The sequence below is a fragment of the Arthrobacter sp. TJ-236 genome (assembly GCF_058269235.1).
On record NZ_JBZCNI010000001.1, the window covers coordinates 1,500,985 to 1,520,108 of the forward strand.

General features: G+C 69.7%; 17 protein-coding genes. 8 read left to right on the plus strand and 9 right to left on the minus strand.

Annotated elements, in window-relative coordinates:
* Window positions 1-43: 43 nt before the first annotated feature.
* Window positions 44-466, minus strand: a complete 423-nt coding sequence (locus AC4D16_RS07070) for an organic hydroperoxide resistance protein (protein WP_490954420.1) — start codon at window positions 464-466, stop codon at window positions 44-46.
* A 117-nt stretch (window positions 467-583) separates the two neighbouring features.
* Between AC4D16_RS07070 and AC4D16_RS07075 the strand changes: the two genes are divergently transcribed.
* Genes AC4D16_RS07075 through AC4D16_RS07090 form a run of 4 tightly spaced genes read left to right on the plus strand, consistent with a single transcriptional unit; the run spans window position 584 to window position 4,991 of the window.
* The gene (locus tag AC4D16_RS07075; protein WP_490954421.1) at window positions 584-1,165 is read left to right on the plus strand and encodes a TetR/AcrR family transcriptional regulator; all 582 of its coding nucleotides are present in this window, start codon (window positions 584-586) and stop codon (window positions 1,163-1,165) included.
* A 51-nt stretch (window positions 1,166-1,216) separates the two neighbouring features.
* Entirely contained in the window at window positions 1,217-2,527 is a 1,311-nt protein-coding gene (locus AC4D16_RS07080) for an MFS transporter (protein ID WP_490948092.1), read from the plus strand.
* Window positions 2,528-2,568: 41 nt separating this feature from the next.
* The gene (gene aroQ / locus AC4D16_RS07085; protein ID WP_490948091.1) at window positions 2,569-3,054 is read left to right on the plus strand and encodes a type II 3-dehydroquinate dehydratase; all 486 of its coding nucleotides are present in this window, start codon (window positions 2,569-2,571) and stop codon (window positions 3,052-3,054) included.
* Between the two features lie 56 nt (window positions 3,055-3,110).
* Window positions 3,111-4,991, plus strand: coding sequence for a dipeptide ABC transporter ATP-binding protein (locus AC4D16_RS07090; protein ID WP_490954422.1), 1,881 nt, complete (start codon window positions 3,111-3,113; stop codon window positions 4,989-4,991).
* Window positions 4,992-5,040: 49 nt separating this feature from the next.
* On the opposite strand, the gene AC4D16_RS07095 is transcribed toward AC4D16_RS07090, so the two are convergent.
* The gene (locus AC4D16_RS07095) at window positions 5,041-6,726 is read right to left on the minus strand and encodes a reverse transcriptase family protein (protein WP_490954423.1); all 1,686 of its coding nucleotides are present in this window, start codon (window positions 6,724-6,726) and stop codon (window positions 5,041-5,043) included.
* A gap of 131 nt (window positions 6,727-6,857) precedes the next feature.
* Between AC4D16_RS07095 and AC4D16_RS07100 the strand changes: the two genes are divergently transcribed.
* Window positions 6,858-7,814, plus strand: coding sequence for a DUF5996 family protein (locus AC4D16_RS07100; protein ID WP_490954424.1), 957 nt, complete (start codon window positions 6,858-6,860; stop codon window positions 7,812-7,814).
* Window positions 7,815-7,934: 120 nt separating this feature from the next.
* On the opposite strand, the gene AC4D16_RS07105 is transcribed toward AC4D16_RS07100, so the two are convergent.
* From AC4D16_RS07105 to AC4D16_RS07115, 3 genes are all read right to left on the minus strand, one after another.
* Complete coding sequence (locus tag AC4D16_RS07105; protein ID WP_490948087.1) at window positions 7,935-8,876, minus strand: ABC transporter permease; 942 nt, start codon at window positions 8,874-8,876, stop codon at window positions 7,935-7,937.
* Window positions 8,873-9,877, minus strand: coding sequence for an ABC transporter permease (locus tag AC4D16_RS07110; RefSeq protein ID WP_490948086.1), 1,005 nt, complete (start codon window positions 9,875-9,877; stop codon window positions 8,873-8,875). The genes AC4D16_RS07105 and AC4D16_RS07110 overlap by 4 nt, the downstream gene beginning before the upstream one ends.
* Before the next feature lie 101 nt (window positions 9,878-9,978).
* Entirely contained in the window at window positions 9,979-11,670 is a 1,692-nt protein-coding gene (locus AC4D16_RS07115) for an ABC transporter substrate-binding protein (RefSeq protein ID WP_490948085.1), read from the minus strand.
* 231 nt (window positions 11,671-11,901) lie between these two features.
* On the opposite strand from AC4D16_RS07115, the gene AC4D16_RS07120 reads away from it, so the two are divergent.
* Window positions 11,902-12,951 (plus strand): DUF2332 domain-containing protein, encoded by a 1,050-nt coding sequence (locus AC4D16_RS07120; protein ID WP_490954425.1) that lies wholly within the window; start codon window positions 11,902-11,904, stop codon window positions 12,949-12,951.
* Window positions 12,952-12,976: 25 nt separating this feature from the next.
* Here the strand turns inward: AC4D16_RS07120 and AC4D16_RS07125 are convergent, their stop codons facing one another.
* Complete coding sequence (locus AC4D16_RS07125; RefSeq protein ID WP_490948083.1) at window positions 12,977-14,176, minus strand: MarP family serine protease; 1,200 nt, start codon at window positions 14,174-14,176, stop codon at window positions 12,977-12,979.
* A 205-nt stretch (window positions 14,177-14,381) separates the two neighbouring features.
* Between AC4D16_RS07125 and AC4D16_RS07130 the strand changes: the two genes are divergently transcribed.
* Window positions 14,382-15,059, plus strand: a complete 678-nt coding sequence (locus AC4D16_RS07130) for a Crp/Fnr family transcriptional regulator (protein ID WP_490948082.1) — start codon at window positions 14,382-14,384, stop codon at window positions 15,057-15,059.
* A gap of 86 nt (window positions 15,060-15,145) precedes the next feature.
* On the opposite strand, the gene AC4D16_RS07135 is transcribed toward AC4D16_RS07130, so the two are convergent.
* From AC4D16_RS07135 to sp36, 3 genes are read right to left on the minus strand one after another with little or no spacing between them, the layout of a single operon-like run.
* Window positions 15,146-16,060, minus strand: coding sequence for an NUDIX hydrolase (locus tag AC4D16_RS07135; protein ID WP_490948081.1), 915 nt, complete (start codon window positions 16,058-16,060; stop codon window positions 15,146-15,148).
* A gap of 3 nt (window positions 16,061-16,063) precedes the next feature.
* On the minus strand, window positions 16,064-16,552 hold the full coding sequence (locus AC4D16_RS07140) for a RidA family protein (protein WP_490948080.1): 489 nt from the start codon (window positions 16,550-16,552) through the stop codon (window positions 16,064-16,066).
* A 2-nt stretch (window positions 16,553-16,554) separates the two neighbouring features.
* Window positions 16,555-16,710 (minus strand): Sp36 family protein, encoded by a 156-nt coding sequence (gene sp36 / locus AC4D16_RS07145; protein ID WP_490948079.1) that lies wholly within the window; start codon window positions 16,708-16,710, stop codon window positions 16,555-16,557.
* 35 nt (window positions 16,711-16,745) lie between these two features.
* On the opposite strand from sp36, the gene AC4D16_RS07150 reads away from it, so the two are divergent.
* Complete coding sequence (locus AC4D16_RS07150) at window positions 16,746-19,124, plus strand: transglycosylase domain-containing protein (RefSeq protein WP_490954426.1); 2,379 nt, start codon at window positions 16,746-16,748, stop codon at window positions 19,122-19,124.

Genomic DNA, 19,124 nt, shown 5'->3' on the forward strand with positions numbered 1-19,124 from the left:
AGGCCCCCGCGCAGGCGGGGGCCTTTCGCGTGTCAGGTCCGGATCAGCCGATGGTGGCGTCGACCGTGACCTCGATGTTGCCGCGCGTGGCATTCGAGTAGGGGCACACCTGGTGGGCCTGCTCCACGAGGGAGTCCGCCATATCCTGGTCCACGCCGCCGATCTCCGCGTGCAGGGCCACGGCGAGCTGGAAACCTCCGCCGTCGACCGGGTTGATGCTGACCTCGGCGGTGACCGCGGTGTCGCTGATCTTCGCCTTGCTGCGGCCCGCGACGAGCTTCAGGGCGCTGTGGAAGCAGGCGGCGTAGCCGACGGCGAAGAGCTGCTCGGGGTTGGTGGCGCCGCCTGCCCCGCCCATCTCCTTGGGGACGGCGAGGTCGACGACGAGCTGGCCGTCGTCGGTACGCGCTTCTCCGTTGCGTCCATCTCCTGTTGCAGTGGCCACTGCGGTGTAGAGAGCACTCATGGTGTCGATCCTTTCGTCCCGGCGGCTCCGGTGGCCGCTCCCTAGTAGACTAACCAGTAACTCTACTCAGGTGAAATCTGATGCGGGGTTGCGAGCAATCGATGGGAAGGATCAGTCATGCCGCTTCAGGTACCCGTGCGGGAGCGCATCCTCGCGTCCGCCACGCGACTCTTCGACACCACCAGCATCCGGGCCGTCAGTGCGGACAAGGTGATTGCCGACGCCGCCACCACGAAGGTCACGTTCTACCGGCACTACCCCTCGAAGGACCACCTGGTGGTCGCCTATCTCGAGCAACAGCTCGGGCTGCTCCAGAACGCCGTGGAGCAGCAGGTGAGGGCGGGCCGCGATGCCTGTAGCCTGCTCGAGTGGCTGGCCGAGGCCAACGGGAAGGCCGCCTGCCGGCCCGGGTTCCGCGGGTGCGTCTTCATCAACGCCGCGGCGGAGTACCCGGCCGAGGGCGGTGCGGTGCGCGACGCCGTCGGGCGGTACAGGGCGTGGCTCCACGCGGTGGTGACGGAACAGCTGACCACGCTAGGGGTGGAGGCACCCGAGGCTGTGGCGCATCAACTGATCATGCTGCGCGACGGCGCCATGGTGCACGGTTTCATGAGCGATCCGACGGCCGTGACCGCATCCCTCCTGACGGCCGGCCGCGCTCTCGTCGGCGCTCACAGGTCTGCGTGTCCACCCCTGTGACCTTCGTCCTGAAACGTGGCCCCGGCGCGCCGGCGAGAGGAAGATATCAGCGTGTCCACAACCCTTCAGCAGCCTCCCGTCACCAACCCCCGCATGGCCCGCCGCGTCGCCGGAGCCTCCTTCGTGGGGACAGCCCTCGAGTCCTACGACTTCTACGTGTTCGGCACCGCCGCCGCGCTCGTGTTCAACGTCGTCTTCTTCAGCGAGCAGGATCCCCTGGCAGGAACCCTCTCGGCCTTCCTCGTGTTCGCCATGGGGTTCGTCGCCCGCCCGCTCGGCGCCATCCTCTTCGGGCACCTCGGGGACCGGATCGGCCGCAAGCGCACCCTGATCTGGACCATCACCCTCATGGGCCTCGCGACGGGCACCGTGGGCCTGCTGCCCGACTACACCACCATCGGCATCTGGGCGCCCATCATCCTCACCGCGCTGCGCTTCCTGCAGGGACTCTCCCTGGGCGGTGAGTGGGGCGGCTCCATCCTGATCGCCACCGAGCACGCCGAACCCCGCAAGCGGGCGCTGTACGCGTCGATCCCCCAGCTCGGCTCGCCCGTGGGCACCATGCTGATCTCGGCCATCTTCCTGGTGCTGACGGTCGTGGCCCCGGACATCATGACCACCTGGGGCTGGCGCATCCCGTTCCTGCTCGCGTTCCCGTTCCTCGCCGTCGCCCTCTACCTGCGCCTGGCCATCGACGAGACACCCGTGTTCAAGCAGGCGAGCGAGGGGCACCAACTGCCCCGCATCCCCTTCCTCGAGGTCCTGAGGTCGCAGCCGGCCGCGATCGTCGTCGCCATCGCCGCAGCGGTCCTCGGCATCGGCTCCTACTTCCTCATGGTCACCTACACCCAGGCCTACGGAACCGAGACGCTCGGCCTCTCCCAGGCCACGGTGCTCAACGCCGCCCTCATCGGGTCGATCCTCCAGCTCGGCACCATCCCGGCGTTCGGCTACCTCGCGATGCGCATCGGCTCCGCGAAGGTCGTCGCCGGCGGGGCCCTCGGGACGGCCGTGATCGCCTTCCCGCTGTACTGGATCATCAGCATCGCGACCGAGCCGATGTACATCGCCGCGATCATCCTCGGAGGCATCCTGCCGACGGCGAGCTGGGCCGCCCTCGGCGGCCTCATGGCGGACATCTTCGAGCCGACGACGGCGTACACCGCCCTCTCCTTCGCCTACAGCATCGCCGCGATCATCGCCGGATTCGCGCCGTCCATCACGCAGCAGTTCGGCATCGCCACCGACGGCGCGTGGTGGCACCCCGGCGTCGTCCTCGCGGTGATGAGCCTCGTGACCGTGGCAGGGGCGCTCGGCGCCGTGCGCCTGCGCGCCCGCCTCGTCGCGGATGCCGGCGCCTGAGCCCACGCGCCGGCGCAGCACGGGTGCGGCATAGTTGAGGCATGACGCCGCCCGCACCCTCCATCCTCGTGGTCAACGGACCGAACCTGAACCTGCTGGGCACCAGGGAACCGGACGTCTACGGGACGGCGACCCTGGACGACGTGCTGCGTGTGGCCGAGGAGGCAGCCCGTGCGAGGGGGTGCACCACGACGGCCGTGCAGTCCAACCACGAGGGCGTGCTGATCGATGCCATCCACGCCGCGCGGTCGACGTCCGCGGGCATCGTCATCAACGCGGGCGCCTTCACGCACACCTCGATCGCCATCAGGGACGCCCTGGCCGGCGTCGGCCTGCCCGTGGTCGAGGTGCACATCAGCAACGTGCACCGGCGTGAGGACTTCCGTCATCACTCCTACATCTCGGGCGTGGCCGACGCCGTGATCGTCGGTGCGGGCGTGGACGGGTACCGCCTCGCCGTCGATCACCTCGCCTCGACACTGGTGCCGGCGGGCGGCGCCGGCAGCGCATCGTTCCCGGAACGTTAGACCCGGACGGGCGACGCCGCGCGGGGGCGACGGCGGTGATAGGGCACGATGGTCCTATGACGGACATCACCCCTGAGGACGGCGCGACCGGCCTGCCCCTGAATCCCGACGCTCCCCTGCTCGAGGTGCGCAACCTCGCCGTGAGCTTCCGGACCACGCACGGCGAGGTCCATGCCGTCGAGGACGCCAGTTTCACGCTGCAGCGCGGCAGCGCGCTCGCGATCGTCGGGGAGTCGGGATCCGGCAAGTCCACCACGGCCATGGCCTGCATCGGCCTGCTCCCGGGCAACGGCCGGGTCACGTCCGGCAGCATCCTCTTCGAGGGCCAGGACCTCGTGGGTCTGGCCGAGTCGAAGATGCGCTCCATCCGCGGCCGCGCGATCGGACTCGTGCCACAGGACCCGATGTCCAACCTCAACCCGGTCACGAAGATCGGCACGCAGGTCGCCGAGACGCTCCTCGTCCACGGCATGGCGACGAAGAAGAACGTCAAGCAGCGGGTTCTCGACGTGCTGACCGCGGCGGGACTGCCCGACGCCGGTGAGCGCGCCAAGCAGTACCCGCACGAGTTCTCGGGCGGCATGCGCCAGCGGGCGCTCATCGCGATCGGCCTCGCGTGCCAGCCGCGCCTGCTGATCGCGGACGAGCCGACGTCGGCCCTCGACGTGACGGTGCAGCGCACCATCCTGGACCAGATCGACTCGATGACCGAGCAGCTCGGTACGTCCGTGCTGCTCATCACGCACGACCTCGGTCTCGCCGCCGAGCGCGCCTCCCAGCTCGTGGTGATGCACCGCGGCCGCGTGGTCGAGGTGGGTCCGGCGCAGCAGCTGCTGAACGATCCGCAGCACCCGTACACCCAGTCCCTGGTCAAGGCGGCACCGAGCGTGGCGGCCGTCCGCCTGCGCCCCGGCGCCTTCACGGCCGACGCACCGTCCCGCCTCAAGCTCGCCGAGGCCGTCTACGCGGAGCACGAAGCAGATCGCGACGGCGCCGCGACCACCGATCGGACTGCGAGTACTGACGTGTCCTCGGATGCAGCTGCGCCCGCAGAGCGGACCGGTTCCGGCGCCCATGCGGCGACGACGACGTCCGACCGCCCGACCGGCGCGCCCGCCGCTGCCGCTCACACCCCTCCCGCGAACATCGTGGAGCTCCGCGACCTGACGAAGATCTACAAGCGGCGCGGCAGCAAGGAGGACTTCTACGCGGCGAAAAACGTGACGCTCGATGTCCCGCGCGGGCAGACCGTCGCGATCGTGGGCGAATCGGGCTCGGGCAAGACGACGACGGCGCGCATGCTGCTCAAGCTCATCGAGCCGACGTCGGGGACCATGACCTTCGACGGCATGGACGTCGCCACCCTGGACAAGGCGCAGCTCAACGACTTCCGGCAGCGCGTCCAGCCGATCTTCCAGGACCCGTACTCCTCGCTGAACCCGATGTTCACCATCGAGCGCATCGTCGAGGAGCCCCTCAACGCGTACAAGCGCGGCTCGAAGAAGGAGCGCTCGGCCAGGGTCCGGGAACTGATGGACCAGGTCTCCCTCCCCCAGAACGCGCTGCGGCGCTACCCGGCGGAGCTCTCCGGCGGGCAGCGGCAGCGTGTGGCGATCGCCCGGGCCCTCGCGCTGCAGCCGGAACTGATCGTGTGCGACGAGCCCGTCTCCGCGCTCGACGTCCTGGTGCAGGCGCAGATCCTCACGCTGCTGGGTGACCTGCAGTCCGAACTCGGTCTCAGCTACCTGTTCATCTCCCACGACCTCGCCGTGGTGCGCCTCATCTCCGACTACGTCTGCGTGATGAAGGACGGCGAACTGGTGGAGGCCGCGAGTTCCGAGGAGGTCTTCCAGAACGCGCGCCACCCGTACACGCGGAAGCTCCTCGCGTCGATCCCGGGGAACGAGCTCAACATCGAGCAGGACATCGCCTCGTAGCGTCCCCCGCCAGGCCCCGAACCGCCGAGAATCGGGTGGCCCGGATCGATCACCAGTCGATCCGGGCGAAGGCCTCCCGCAGCCCCTGCCCGCGCGCGGGGTTGAGATGGCACACCCAGGCGATCCTGCCCGCGACGTGCTCGCGGAACGCCGGGTGGCCGCGTCGTTGGGACTCCACCCCATGCACGCGGCAGTTGTGCAGGATCGCCCTCAGGCGGTCGTACTCCGCGCGCGTCACGTTGGGGTGCGCATTGACGACGACGCCGGTCACCGACTGCCGGACGGACGCCCCGCGGATGCGCGTCTTGGTCCGGTTCACCGCATACCCCTCGTCCGCGACGATGCGCTCCACGCCGCGGACGAAGGCGTCGGCCCGCCGGCGCAGACCCGCGGGGCCGCTGAAGGCGAGATCGTCCGCATACCGCGTATAGACGCCGCCGGCGCGCTCGGCCCAGCCGGTCAGCCGTGCGTCGAGCCGTCGCACGGCGAGATTCGCGAGGGCGGGCGACGACGGCGCACCCTGCGGCAGGTGGGGTGCGCGCAACGCCTGCAGCAGTGCGAAGCGGTCGGCGGGCGTACCGCCGTCCGGCATGGCCCGCAGCACGGCCTCGGGCACGGAGTGCGTGCAGAGGCCCGTGAGCGTGTGCGCCGTCGCCTCCGGGTACCCGGCCCGGCGCAGCGCACCGAAGACGCGCCCCGGGGTGACGTGCGCGAAGAACGCGGTGAGGTCCAGGGAGATCACCACCTCGGCGCCCGCGTGCGGCGCGGCGTTGCTCCGGGCGCTGCGACCGGGAACGAACCCGTGGGCAGCCGGGTGCAGGGGCAAGGGCGTGAGGATGCGGTCGAGCACCCGGCGCTGCACCGTCCGGAGCCGGAGGCCCGGCACTTCGAGGAGCCGCGGCACGCGACCCGGCCGGACACGCCACACGCAGCGGTAGTGCCTCAGTGCGTCGTCGCCCGCCCGACGGTTCCAGAGGCGGGTGTCCGCGAACCAGTCCAGCTCCCCCGGCGTCAGGCGCAGCTCGCGGGCCAGCCAGGCCAGGTCCGCGGCATCGGTACCGCCGGGTCCCGGCCCGACGTAGTGGACTGCGTCCGAGGCCGAAACCGTTCCCGAGGCCGGAACCGAGTCCGAGGCCGGAACCGAGTCCGAGGCCGGTGCCGACGACGGCTCTCCCGACGGCTCGAGAAGGAACCGCTCGGGGCGGATCGGCTCACCGCGCCGCGCCGCCTTCGCCACCGCGGTGGTGAACACCGGCTGCGCGAGGATCCAGCTGGCCAGCTCGCGGCGGGCGCCCGAGGGGTGCCGCGGGTAGCCCGAGAGCACCGCACGCACCAGCGGGCCGAGCCAGCGCCGCCGCGCCCCGAGGATCAGGGCACCCGCGGCGACGAGATGCTCCCGCTCCCACTCGGCAACCTCGAGGAAGGCCGTCGCGAGGAGATGGGCGAGGCCGTCGGCTCCCGGTGACGGCTGGCGGGCGAGGACCTGCGACGCGGGCGTGACGCTCCCGCTTCCCCGCGGAAAAGGCGGGCGGGTGCCACCGGCCGCCGTCGATGCCCTCGATACGGTGCTGTCCGTGGCTCCCCCTCGGTCCTCGCGATCGTGCGACGGGCCCCGGCCGACCTGCCTCCTGTTCGGGCGCTGAGCTGCGCGGAGCGCAGTCGGGCGCCTGAGGTGCTCCGGTTCTGGTCGGTCTGCGTGCCCCGGGGTAACCCCGGAGAGGACCACGCACAGCATGCGCGATCCGCCTCGGCCGGGGCCCGTCGGGCTCACCCTAGCAACGGGGTCCCCCGGCGAGCTGTACCAGCACCCCGTGGGCACATAGATTGGCGTCAGCACTGAACAGACGAGCGAACGGCGGGACGTCCATGAAGACCGGAACAGCACAGGGAACGACGACGCCGGAGGCGTGGCCCGCGCTGCGCGTCGCGGACTGGGCGGACACCCGGGCGACCCTCCACATGTGGCTGCAGGTGGTGGGCAAGGTCCGCATGCTGCACGCCCCTCTCGTCAACCACTGGTGGCAGGTGCCCCTCTACGTGACGCCGCGCGGTCTCGGGACGTCCTCCATCCCCTACCGCGGCGGGCTGTTCGACCTCGAGTTCGACGTCGTCGCGCACCAGCTCGTGGTGCGCAGCAGCTCGGGCGGGCACCGTACGGTCCCCCTCGAGCCGCAGTCCGTGGCCCGCTTCCACGAGCGCGTCATGGCGGCACTCGCGGAGCTCGACATCGATGCGCCGATCCGGCCCGTGCCCACCGAGGTGGACCCCGCGGTGCCGTTCGCCGAGGACCACCACAACGACTCCTACGACGGCGACGCGGTCGCGGCGTTCTGGCGGCAGCTCATGCAGGCGGACCGCGTGATGACCCTCTTCCGCGCCGAGTTCCTCGGCAAGGTCAGCCCGGTGCACTTCTTCTGGGGCGCCATGGACCTCGCCTGCACGCGCTTCTCCGGCAGGCCCGCCCCGACGCACCCGGGTGGAGCCCCGAACTGCGGGGACTGGGTCATGGTGGAGGGCTACTCCCACGAACTCTCGAGCTGCGGGTTCTGGCCCGGCGGAGGGGAGGAGGGCGCGTTCTACTCGTACGCGTACCCGGAGCCGGAGGGCTACAAGGACACCCCCATCGACGTCGAGGGCGCCTTCTACAGCGAGGAGTTCCGCCAGTTCCTGCTGCCCTACGAGGCCGTGCGGACGTCCGCGGACCCCGACGCCACCGCCCTCGCGTTCTTCCGCGCCACCTACCGCGCGGCCGGGACCACGGGTTCGTGGGACGAGGGCCTCGTCATCGACCCCCACCGGCTCGACCAGCACGCCCGCCCCTAGGACCGCTCGACCCCACGACGGCGCGGTGCTTCGCTCGTGGGCCGCGCGGACCCCGGACACACCGACGGCCACCACCTCTGCAGGTGATGGCCGTCTGTGTGTCGTGCTGTGTGCGGTGGTCTACTTCCTCCGGGTCTTCGGGTCGAGCGCCTCACGCAGTGACTCCCCGAGCAGGGTGAAGCCGAGCGCGGTGATGGCGATGCAGGCGCCAGGGAGGAAGGCCAGCTGGGGGGCGACGGCGAGCTCTGCCTGCGCGTAGGTGAGCATGCGGCCCCACTCCGCGGCCTGGGGAAGCCCGCCACCGAGCCCGAGGAAGGACAGCGCCGCGGCGTCGATGACGGCGGTGGCGAGCGTCAGGGTGGCCTGCACGATCACGGGCCCCATGCTGTTCGGCAGCAGGTGGCTCATGGTGATGGTGCGGCGGCTGAGCCCGAGGGTCTGCGCCGCGAGGATGTAGTCCGCGCCGCGCTGCGAGAGCATCGACGAGCGCAGGAGCCTCGCGAAGATGGGGATCTGCGAGACGCCGATGGCGATCATGATCGCGTACGCGCCCTGACCGAGTACCGCGGCGATGCTGACGGCGAGGAGCAGGTTCGGCACGGAGAGCAGGATGTCCACGAAGCGCATGATCACGTTGTCCACCCAGCCGCCGAGGCCACCGGCGAGGACGCCGAGCAGCATGCCGCCCGCGAGCCCGAGCGCCGTGGAGACCACGCCGATCAGGAGCGAGGCCTGCGCGCCCCAGATGAGCTTCGAGAGGACGTCACCGCCGAACCGGTCGAGGCCGAGCGGGAAGCCGTCGATCTCCCCGGGCCCGGGGATGGTGGTGGGCGTGATCGAGGTGCGGCCCGGGAGGTCGTTGCCGCCGTAGGGGGCCAGCAGGGGCGCGAGGAGGGCCACCAGCAGGAACAGCCCGATGATGACGGCGCCCACGATGGCCTGCGGGTTCTTCCGGAGTCGGAGGAAGGCGTCCTTCCAGAGACCGGTGCCGCGGCCGGTGTCGATGGCCGGGTCGTTGGGGGCGGCTGAACCGCCGGCGGCGGGAGGCAGGATGGTACTCATTGCACACGCACCCTCGGGTCGATGACGGAGTAGGACAGGTCGACGATCAGGTTGATCAGGGCGTAGAGGATCGCGATGAAGATGATGAAGCCCTGCAGCACGGGGTAGTCCAGGCCGAAGATCGCGTCCCGCAGGAACCGGCCGATGCCGTTGAACGCGAAGACGGTCTCGGTGAGCACGGCTCCCGAGATGAGCAGGCCGAGCTGGAGCCCGATGGTCGTGACCACGGGCAGCAACGCGTTGCGGAGGATGAAGCTGCCGCGGATGGTCTTCTCCATGAGTCCCTTCGCGCGGGCGGTGCGGACGTAGTCCGCGTTCTGCACCTCGAGCACCGAGGCGCGCGTGATGCGGACGATGATCGCCAGCGGGATGGTGCCGAGGGCGAGCCCCGGGAGGATGAGGTGGAGCACCGCGTCCCACGCGGCGTCGTACTCACCCGTGAGGAGGCCGTCCAGCACGTAGAACTGCGTGTAGTGCGTCGCGTCGATCCGGGCGTCCTGCCGGCCGTCGGGCGGCAGCAGGGACCACTGGATGGCGAAGAGGTACTTGAGGATGAACGCGAGGAAGAACACCGGCACCGTGATGCCGATCAGGCTGAGGACCACCGAGCTGTGGTCGAGGATCCGCCCGTAGTTCCGTGCCGCCAGGTACCCGAGCGGAATGCCCACGCCGATCGCGAAGATCAGGGCGACGACGGTGAGCTCGATGGTCGCGGGGAACCGCGTGGCGAACTCCTCGAGGACCGGGCGGCCGGTGTTGATGGACACCCCGAAATCACCCTGCAGCAGTTTGCCGATGTAGGTGAGGTACTGCACGATGAGCGGCTGGTCGAAACCGTACAACTCGTTGACCCGGGCCACGGCCTCGGGTGTGGCCCGCTCCCCGAGCAGGGCCGTCGCGGGGCCCCCGGGCAGGCTGCGCACCCAGAGGAACAGGAGGACGGACAGTCCGAACAACGTGGGGATGAGCAGGGCTATCCGCTTGCCGATGACGCGTAACACGGGAGGTTCCTTCCGGTTGTCCGGCCGAGGCCGGGCAGGGGTGGTACAGCGCGGATGGAGCCGGCCCCCTGACAGGGACCGGCTCCATCCGGGTACTGCTACTACTCGCTCAGCTCGATGTCCGTGAAGACCTCGTCGTTGACCGGGCTGGCCGGGTAGGACGTCACACGGGGTGCGAACGCCAGGGAGGGGGCTGGGTGTGCGAGCGGCACGGCCGGGTTGTACTCGGCGATCTGCTCGTTGATGTCCCGGTACAGCTCCGTCTGCTGCTCGCGGTCACTGATGCCGCGGGCCTCGTCGAGGGCCGCGAACAGCTCGGGGTTGTTGAACCCGAACTCGAGCTTCTCCTGACCGAAGAACACACCGATGAAGTTGTCGGTGTCGTTGTAGTCGCCGGTCCAGCCGAGGAGGTGCAGACCGTGGTCCGGGGTGCCCTGCACCTGGTTCAGGTAGTCGGGCGACCAGGCGGCGGGTGCCGGGTTGACGGTGATCCCGACGTCGCTGAGCTGGGCCTGCAGGTTGGTGAAGACCTGCTCGGGCGTCGGCATGTAGGGGCGCGAGACGTTCGTCGGGTAGTTGAACGTGACGTCGAAGCCGTCCGGGTAGCCGGCCTCGGCGAGCAGTTCACGCGCACGCTCGGGGTCGTACTCGTAGGTGGTGACGTCCTCGTTGTAGCCGTCCACGACCTCCGGGATGAACTGCGTGGCGACGTCGGTGCCCTCGGGGAGCGTCTGGTCGACGAGCGCCTGCTTGTCGATCGCGTGGTGGATCGCCTGGCGGACCAGGGGGTCGGCGAGCTCGGGGACGGCCTGGTTCATCCCGAGGTACAGGATGGTGAACGGGTCGCGCGGCGTGATGTTGAAGCCGGCGTCCGCGAGGGACTGCGTGTCGGCGGGAGCCACGAGGTCGTAGCCGTCGATGTCACCGGCCTCGAGCGCCTGGCGGCGCGCCTGCGGGTCGTCGATGATGCGGAAGATCGTGTTCGTGATCTGCCCCTTGTCGCCCCAGTAGTCCTCGTAGATCGAGATCTCGAGCTGCTGACCCACGTTCCAGGAGTCGAACTTGAACGGGCCGGTGCCCACCGGGTGGCCGAGCGCGTACTCGCTCAGTGAGGGGGTCTCGGCCGTGCCGCCGATGTCGTCGGCCGCGTACTCCTCGAGCGCCGTGGGGCTCTGCATGGCGAAGGCGGGCAGGGAGAGCGCGGCGATGAAGCCCGCGAACGGCTTCGCGAGGTTAATGGTGACCTCGTTGTCACCATTCGCCTCGCAGGACTCGTAGACCGCGTTCTCGGGGCTGTCGGCGAAGCCACGGAACAGCGACCCGTAGTAGTAGGCCACCGTCTCGGACTGCTGGATGCCGGTCCAGTTGTACCAGCGGTCGAAGTTGAAGCACACCGCTTCGGCGTTGAAGGGTGTGCCGTCGTGGAAGGTGACGCCTTCCTTGAGCTGGAAGACCGTGGAGAGGCCGTCCTCGGCCGTCTCCCAGGACTCGGCGAGCAGCGGGGCCGGGTCGGCGGTGCCGGGTTCCACGCCCACGAGTCCCTCGAAGATCTGGCGGCTCACGCGGAAGGACTCGCCGTCGCTGGCGAATGCGGGGTCGAGCGACTTCGGGTCGGCGGAGGCCGCGAAGACGAAGGTGCCGTCGACGGCGGATTCGCCCTCGGCACCGGTGTTCTCCTCGCGCTGGCTCTGCACGCAGCCGGTCAGGAGGAGTGCTGCGATGGAGATCCCTGCGGTGAGCGCAGCGCGTTTTCTCGCGACTGCACCGCGCACGGATGTGCCTCGGTTGGTCATGTGATGCTCCCTGTGACGAGTGGTTCGAACCGGATAATCGTGTATCCGCGAAAGATCGCAGCGCCGGGCGCGCGGATCCGTGTGACGAGCCTAACTTCCGGCAGAGCGGCGGACGTCATTTGGGCGGGGTGCATGGTTACGATTTGGCATCACGGGCCACTCGGCGCCGCGCTGCAATCAGCCCGGCATCGGCCGGCCACGCGGCGGACACACGATCGACACAGGAGCACCATGACGGGTACCCGGACGACGACGGCGGAACGCTACCGGCGCTTCGCGGAGGTGGAGGCCCGCGGCTACTCCCCGCTCTACGACGCCTGGTGCAGCGGCGTGGCCGGGGACGCCGAGGTGCTCGGGCTGATCGACCGACTCCCGGAGACCCGCCGGCAGCCGAACCTCCTCCTCGGCGCCGCGCGCTTCCAGGGAGTACCGCTCGACGACGCCGCCTACGGCCCGTTCCGCTCCTTCGTGCTGGCGCACTGGGACGGCATCCGCTCGGTCATGGAGTCTCGCACCACCCAGACCAACGAGGCCGGGCGCTGCGCCGTCCTGCTGCCCTACCTCGCGGCCATCAGCGCGAGCGAGGACCGGCCGCTCGCCCTCGTGGAGGTGGGCGCGTCCGCCGGCGCCTGCCTGTACCCCGACCGCTACGCCTACTCCTACTCCTACTCCTACTCCCCCTCCGCGTCGCTGGTCACCGGGACGGAGCTCCGGCCGGGCGGCGGGTCACCCGTGCCGCCGCTGGAGTGCGAGGTCTCCGGCGAGGTCGCGCTGCCGGACCGTCTTCCCGAGGTGGTGTGGCGGGCGGGCATCGACCTGAATCCCCTCGACGCGTCCGACGACGTCGATCGACGCTGGCTGGAAGCCCTCGTGTGGCCGGAGCACACCTTCCGCGCCGAACGCCTCCGGGCCGCCCTCGACGTGGTGCGCGCCGACCCGCCGTTGCTCGTCCGGGGCGATCTCGTCACCGGCACCGCCGACCTGGTGGCGCGCGCTCCGGCGGGCGCCGTCGTCGTCGTGTTCCACAGCGCCGTGCTCGCGTACGTGGACGCCGCAGGGCGGAGCCGGTTCCGCGACTCGATGATGCGGCTCGTCGGCGACCGCACGCGCCCCGTGCACTGGCTCTCGCACGAGGGCCACGGCACGCTGGCCGGCGTGCCGGGTGCGCTGGAGCGTGCGCCGGGCGAGCTGGACGGCCGGTTCGTGCTGCAGCACAACGGCCGCACGGTCGCCCGGACGGGACCGCACGGCCAATCGATCGAGGGACTGACCGAGGACTGATCGAGGGGCTGGACGGTGAGGTGGGTCAGCCCCGGGTGCACTGACCCGCGGACACGGCGTCCTGCAGGTCCGGGGCGCTCTCGGCGATGGGCCGCAGCTCCTCGAGGGACAGGGCGTACCCCACCGGGGCGTCCGCCGTGGACTTCGCGAAGACGACGCCGGCAACACGGCCCTGCAGGTCGAGGAGCGGCCCGCCGGAGTTCCCCTGCTGCACGTTCGCGGCGAGGCTGTAGACCTGCAGCGGCTGCGGGTCCGCACCGTAGATGTTGTTGACGAGCACGGGCGAGAGGTTCTGGATGCTGGCGGGCTGGATGCGGTACGGGCCGCCTGCGGGGTAGCCGGCGAAGGCCGCCGTCGTGCCGTCGTCCAGTTCGTCGCCGAGAACCAGCGGCGCGGCCTCGAGGCCGTCGACGGCGATCACCGCGATGTCGCGCGCGGTGTCCAGCTGCACCACCCGTCCCGGCAGCGCACCGTTGCCCGGCACCTCCACCACCGGCTCGTTGACGCCGGCCACCACGTGGGCGTTGGTGATCACCCGGCCGGGCGCGATGACGAACCCGGAGCCCGTCTGGTTCTGGCCGCACTGGAAGGCGGTGCCGGTGATGCGCACCACCGAGGCCGCGGCGGCCGCGAGCTCGGGGGTGTCCACGGAGGCGTCCGGCACCGCCGCGGGGGTCGCGGGCCCCACGCTCTCGAGGATGGTGGGGATGCCGTCGTCCACCACGACGGTGCGCAGCTGCGCGAGCCAGGACTGCACCGGCCCCGGCGTCACCGAGTCGATCCCGCGGATCACCTGGGACGCCGCGAGCTGCTGCGACACGAGCGGAACGCCGAGCGTGCCCACGCTGAAGGCCAGCATGGACAGGACGAGCGCCGCGACCGCCACGTTCACCACTCCACCGAGGAGCCGGTCGATCACCCTGAGTGGCGGGAAGTCCGACCAGCGGCGGATGGACGCGCCGAGCGCGGACCCGACGGCCTGGCCCGTGACGATCAGGACCACGACGGTGGCGATGACGGCGACGAGGCGCCAGGGGTTGTCGGGCACCCAGGCGCTCACGAGCGGGATGGCGAAGAACGCCGCCACCGCACCCGCGGCGAAACCGGCGATCCCGCCGAGCGTGACGAGGAAGCCGTTCCGGAGTCCCGTGACCAGGTAGCCGAGGAGCACCACCACCAGGATGACGTCGAGGAGCGTGAACTCACCGACACTGAATTCCTGCACGTGATCTCCCTGGCTGAGGTGGGACGGGACACGGCGGCGCTCCCGACACTGACCGCGATTCTAGCCGCGCAGCCTGACAGGACGGTCTCAGGACGAGCGCTGCCCGGCGCCGGAGCGTGTATCAGTCGTCACATCTGCTCCTGTACGGCAAGATGGTCAGGAGACACGAGCGGAACCGCCGACCGACGACGCAACAGGAGTTTTCATGGACATCGAAGTACTGCGCCGGGCGCCCCTCTTCGCTTCGCTGGGCGACGACGTGTTCGCCGCGCTGACCGACGAGCTCATCGAGGTGGACCTCCCGCGCGGTTCGTCCGTGTTCCGCGAGGGCGACCAGGGCGACCAGCTGTACTTCATCGTCTCCGGCAAGATCAAGCTCGGCCGCACGGCCCAGGACGGACGCGAGAACCTCCTCGCGATCCTCGGCCCCGGTGAGCTGTTCGGCGAGATGGCCCTGTTCGATCCGAGCCCCCGCACCGCGACGGCGACCGCCGTCTCGGAGACCCGCCTCGCAGGCCTCCGCAACGAGAACCTCCACACGCTGCTCGAGACCCGCCCAGAGGTGTCGGCCCAACTGCTGCAGGCCCTTGCGCGCCGTCTCCGCCGCACCAACGAATCCCTCGCGGACCTGGTGTTCTCCGACGTCCCGGGCCGCGTCGCGAAGGCCCTGCTCGATCTCGCGGACCGCTTCGGCCGTCCGGCCACCGACGGCGTCCTCGTGGCGCACGAGCTCACGCAGGAGGAGTTGGCCCAACTCGTCGGCGCCTCCCGCGAGACCGTCAACAAGGCCCTCGCCGAGTTCGTGCAGCGTGGCTGGCTCCGCCTCGAGGCGCGCGCCGTCGTCATCCTGGACATCCAGAGGCTCCGTCAGCGCAGCCGCTGAGACGCGGGCGACGCCTCCCCGGCGTCCCGCCGCGGTGCCCGTCGAACCTGGCCGGTGAACCTGGTCTGCGAACCTGGTCGCCGGACCTAGAGGCCGCGCTGCACCGATCCGCCCTCGGTGAGCTTCGGGCACTCGACCTCGAGCACGAGGGAGCCGTCCTGCTCGGAGAGCTGCGGGTGGTAGACCTTCACCGGCCGCTTGTGCGAGAGGTAGGCGATGCAGCCGCGCGAGGACCCGATCTTCTCGAGGATCACCTCGACGGCGGGCACCGAGAGTTCACTCAGCGTCCGACCCACGGAGTTCGGCTGGCCCACCTCGTCACCGAGACGCGTGGTGTCGCGGTCGGCGATCTCCTGCGCGGCCCAGCGCCATTCGCCCCACACACCCTTGCTGGCGAGGATGCTCGGCTCCTGGTTGACGGGCTGCGCGGCCGCGAAGTAGTGCGTGTCGAAGCGACGGTGGGCGAAGTCGGGGCTCAGCCAGTGCGAGAGCGGCTTGATCAGGTCCGTGCGGACACCGAGACCGCGGCGCCTCAGGATGTCCGCGAAGCTGCACTCACCCTCGTTGATGGCCTCGCGTGCCTTCATCCACTCCCGCGCATGGGTGCCCTCGACCAGCGAGGAGGCGTCCGCGCCCGCGAGCAGCACCCCGCTCTCCTCGAACAGTTCGCGGATGGCGCAGAGCACGTGGCGGCGGGCCACCCTGTGGTCCTCGACGCCCAGCGTCTTCGCCCACACCGTGGGCGCGGGACCGAACCAGGGGATGTCGTCGTCGTCGGACTCCTCGATGCTCCCGCCCGGGAACCCGATGACCCCGAGCGGTGACTGCCCGCGCCGGTAGGTGAGGTACGTCTCCGTACCCACAGCGGTGTCGCGGATGAGGACCACGGACGACGCCGGGCGGGCCTTCAGCGGCGTCCGCTCGCCGTGTTCCACCCAGCTCTGGGCGGCGGTGAGCTGATCGGCGTTCACGGGGAAGTGCCGTGTGCAGAGACGGTCCACGGCCTAGACGAACTCCGCGATGACTTCGACCTCGACGGGCGAGTCGAGGGGAAGGACGGCCACACCCACGGCGGACCGGGCATGGACACCGGCCTCGCCGAACACCGACCCGAGGAGGTCGGAGGCCCCGTTGATCACGGCTGGCTGCCCGGTGAAGGAGGGATCGGACGCGACGAAGCCGACCACCTTGACGATGCGCGTGACGCGGTCGAGGTTCCCGATCCGGCTCTTGATCGCCGCGAGGGCGTTGACGGCGCAGGTCGCGGCCAGCTGCGCGGCCGTCTCGGCGTCGACGCCGTCGAGCGCTCCCACCTTCCCCGAAGCTGTGAGTTTCCCGTCAATGAAGGGCAGCTGGCCGGAGGTGTACACGAGAGAGCCGGTGATCACGGCGGGTACGTAGGACGCCACCGGCGGGGCGACGTCGGGAAGTGAGAGTCCGAGCTCCGCCAGCCGCGCCTCGACCGCGGAAACAGCGGGAAGTTCCGCCTGCACCCCTAGCTCTTCTCCCGCTTCAGGTAGGCCACGAGACCGTTGCCGTCGGGCCCCGGAACCACCTGCACGAGCTCCCAGCCGTCCTCGCCCCACTGGTCCAGGATCTGCTTCGTCGCGTGGATGATGAGCGGAATCGTGGAGTACTCCCATTTCTTCATGGGGGAAGCCTATCGCTTGCCCGTAAACTGGAATAATGGCTGCGCGCAAATCTCCCCTCTTCGACACGGCAACCACCCTCGGCAAGATCGTCGCGTTCCTCGGGATCAGCGGACTCGCGGGCGTACTCGCCGCGGGCCTGCTCGTCCCCGTGGCCGCGGCAGCCGGCACGGGTGCGTCCGCCTCCATCCAGTTCTTCGAGGAACTCCCGGCGGAGCTCGAGCGAGAGGCGCTCGCTCAGCCCACCACCATCCTCGCCGCTGACGGATCGCTGATCGCGACGCTCTACGAGGAGAACCGCCAGCCCATCACGCTCGACCAGGTGTCCCCGTACATGAAGGATGCACTCATCGCGATCGAGGACTACCGGTTCTACGATCACGGCGGCGTGGACATGGAGGGCATCTTCGGCGCGATCGCGAGCAACCTCACGAGCGACACCACCCGCGGTGCCTCCACCCTCACGCAGCAGTTCGTCACGAACGTCCTCAACGACACCGCGCGGCAGAACGACGGCGTCGCAGTTTTCAACGGGAGCAAGTCCGTGGGTGACAAGCTCCGCGAGATGAAGCTCGCCATCGCGGTGGAGAAGGAACTGACGAAGGACGAGATCCTCGAGGGTTACCTCAACATCGTGCAGTTCAGCGGCACCAGCTACGGGGTGCAGGCGGCGTCGAAGTACTTCTTCAACGTGGACGCCAAGGATCTCAACATCCAGCAGAGCGCACTTCTGGCCGGCGTGGTCAACGGGCCCACCGTCTACAGCCCCGAACTGAATCCGCAGGGGGCACTCGAGCGCCGGAACATCGTGCTCGGCGCCATGCTCACGCGCGGCAAGATCACCCAGGCGGAGCACGATGCCGCCGTCGCGACGGACCTCGGCCTCGCCATCACCCCGACGCTCAGCGGCTGCGTGGGAGCGGCTCAGGCGCCGTACTTCTGCGACTATGTCACGCACCTCATCCTGAACGATCCCGCCTACGGCGAGATCACCGAGGACCGGAGGAAAGTGCTGTACCGCTCCGGGCTGTCAATCAAAACAACACTCGACTCCCGTGTTCAGGCGGCTGCGCAGACCGCCGTGAACGAGACGGCGAATCCCGACACCACCGACGGCGCCGTGGGGCACGCGATGACGAGCCTCGAGCCCAAGACCGGCAACATCCTGTCGATGGCACAGAACACTCGTTACCTCCCAGGTGATGCTCCCGGTGACTCCGTCCTGAACTTCAGCGTCGACCAGTACCAGGGCGGCGATCCATCGAAGAACCTGGGCGGCGTCGGAGGATTCCAGCCCGGGTCTACCTTCAAGCCGTTCACGGTCGCGGCCTGGGTGGACAGCGGCCGGTCCCTGAATACGACCATCGACGGACGGAAGCGCACCTACCCCGAGAACGACAAATGGCCGGCCAGTTGCCTTCCTGGCGGTTCTTACACCGTGCTGAGCGAAGATGGCAAGGGCTACACCCCACAGAACTACGGTGACACCAACTACGGGCCGTCCACGGTGCTACGCGGCCTGGCACAGTCGTACAACACGATCACCATGGAGACCGCCCGTCAGCTGGACATGTGCAAGATCTTCGACATGGCCTACGACATGGGCGTCCACAACGGCAAGAGCGCCAGTGGTGCGGAAGAGAAGCTCGATGTACTTGCTCCGGGGCTCATCGGCGGCGTACAGGACGTCGCCCCGCTCTCCATGGCCACCGCCTACGGCGGCTTTGCCAATGAAGGCAGTGTCTGCAAGCCCCGGGCGATCACTGAAGTGACCGCAGCCGATGGAACGAGCTACCCCGTGCCTCCGGTCGAGTGCAACCAGGCGATTTCGAAAGAAACGGCACGCGGCGTCAACTTCGCAACCCAGGAAGTCATGAGAGCAGGCTCGGGGCAGCTGCTGGAGTACGGGGAAATCCCAATGGCGGGCAAAACCGGCACCAATGACCAGCGATCACAGACGTGGTTCATGGGGTACAACTCCGGGATGGTGACGGCCAGCTGGATCGGCAACTGGAAGGCCGGCAATACGTCGCTCAGCGGCCTGCAGATCGGCGGCCGGGTCTACCCCGAGATCGACGGCTCCCTGATCGCGGCGCCCTCATGGGCCCGCTTCATGCAGCAGATCCCCGGCCTCTACGTGGGAACGCCGTTCGCCAACCCGCCGGCCAGCATGATCAACGGATCCCAGCGTGGCACCACGCAGCCCGCCACCGGAGGCACTCCTCGCCCGACGGTGCCCGCGACGCCGGGCACCGGGACCACCGGCGCAGGCACGGGCACCGGCGCGGGAAACACCGGGAACACCGGGGCGACTGGCACCGGCGGTTCCACGGGTGGTACGACTGGAGGCGCAGCGGACACCGGGACATCGGGTGACGGCGGCGACACCGACGGCGGCACTGGAGGAAACGGCTAG

Bases quoted from the DNA above. Each gene is read 5' to 3' on its own strand.
- aroQ (WP_490948091.1), top strand. From the start codon at position 2,569: ATGACGCCGCCCGCACCCTCCATCCTCGTGGTCAACGGACCGAACCTG.
- AC4D16_RS07105 (WP_490948087.1), bottom strand. From the start codon at position 8,876: ATGAGTACCATCCTGCCTCCCGCCGCCGGCGGTTCAGCCGCCCCCAAC.
- AC4D16_RS07090 (WP_490954422.1), top strand. From the start codon at position 3,111: ATGACGGACATCACCCCTGAGGACGGCGCGACCGGCCTGCCCCTGAAT.
- AC4D16_RS07070 (WP_490954420.1), bottom strand. From the start codon at position 466: ATGAGTGCTCTCTACACCGCAGTGGCCACTGCAACAGGAGATGGACGC.
- sp36 (WP_490948079.1), bottom strand. From the start codon at position 16,710: ATGAAGAAATGGGAGTACTCCACGATTCCGCTCATCATCCACGCGACG.
- AC4D16_RS07075 (WP_490954421.1), top strand. From the start codon at position 584: ATGCCGCTTCAGGTACCCGTGCGGGAGCGCATCCTCGCGTCCGCCACG.
- AC4D16_RS07120 (WP_490954425.1), top strand. From the start codon at position 11,902: ATGACGGGTACCCGGACGACGACGGCGGAACGCTACCGGCGCTTCGCG.
- AC4D16_RS07115 (WP_490948085.1), bottom strand. From the start codon at position 11,670: ATGACCAACCGAGGCACATCCGTGCGCGGTGCAGTCGCGAGAAAACGC.
- AC4D16_RS07130 (WP_490948082.1), top strand. From the start codon at position 14,382: ATGGACATCGAAGTACTGCGCCGGGCGCCCCTCTTCGCTTCGCTGGGC.
- AC4D16_RS07095 (WP_490954423.1), bottom strand. From the start codon at position 6,726: ATGCTGTGCGTGGTCCTCTCCGGGGTTACCCCGGGGCACGCAGACCGA.
- AC4D16_RS07100 (WP_490954424.1), top strand. From the start codon at position 6,858: ATGAAGACCGGAACAGCACAGGGAACGACGACGCCGGAGGCGTGGCCC.
- AC4D16_RS07150 (WP_490954426.1), top strand. From the start codon at position 16,746: ATGGCTGCGCGCAAATCTCCCCTCTTCGACACGGCAACCACCCTCGGC.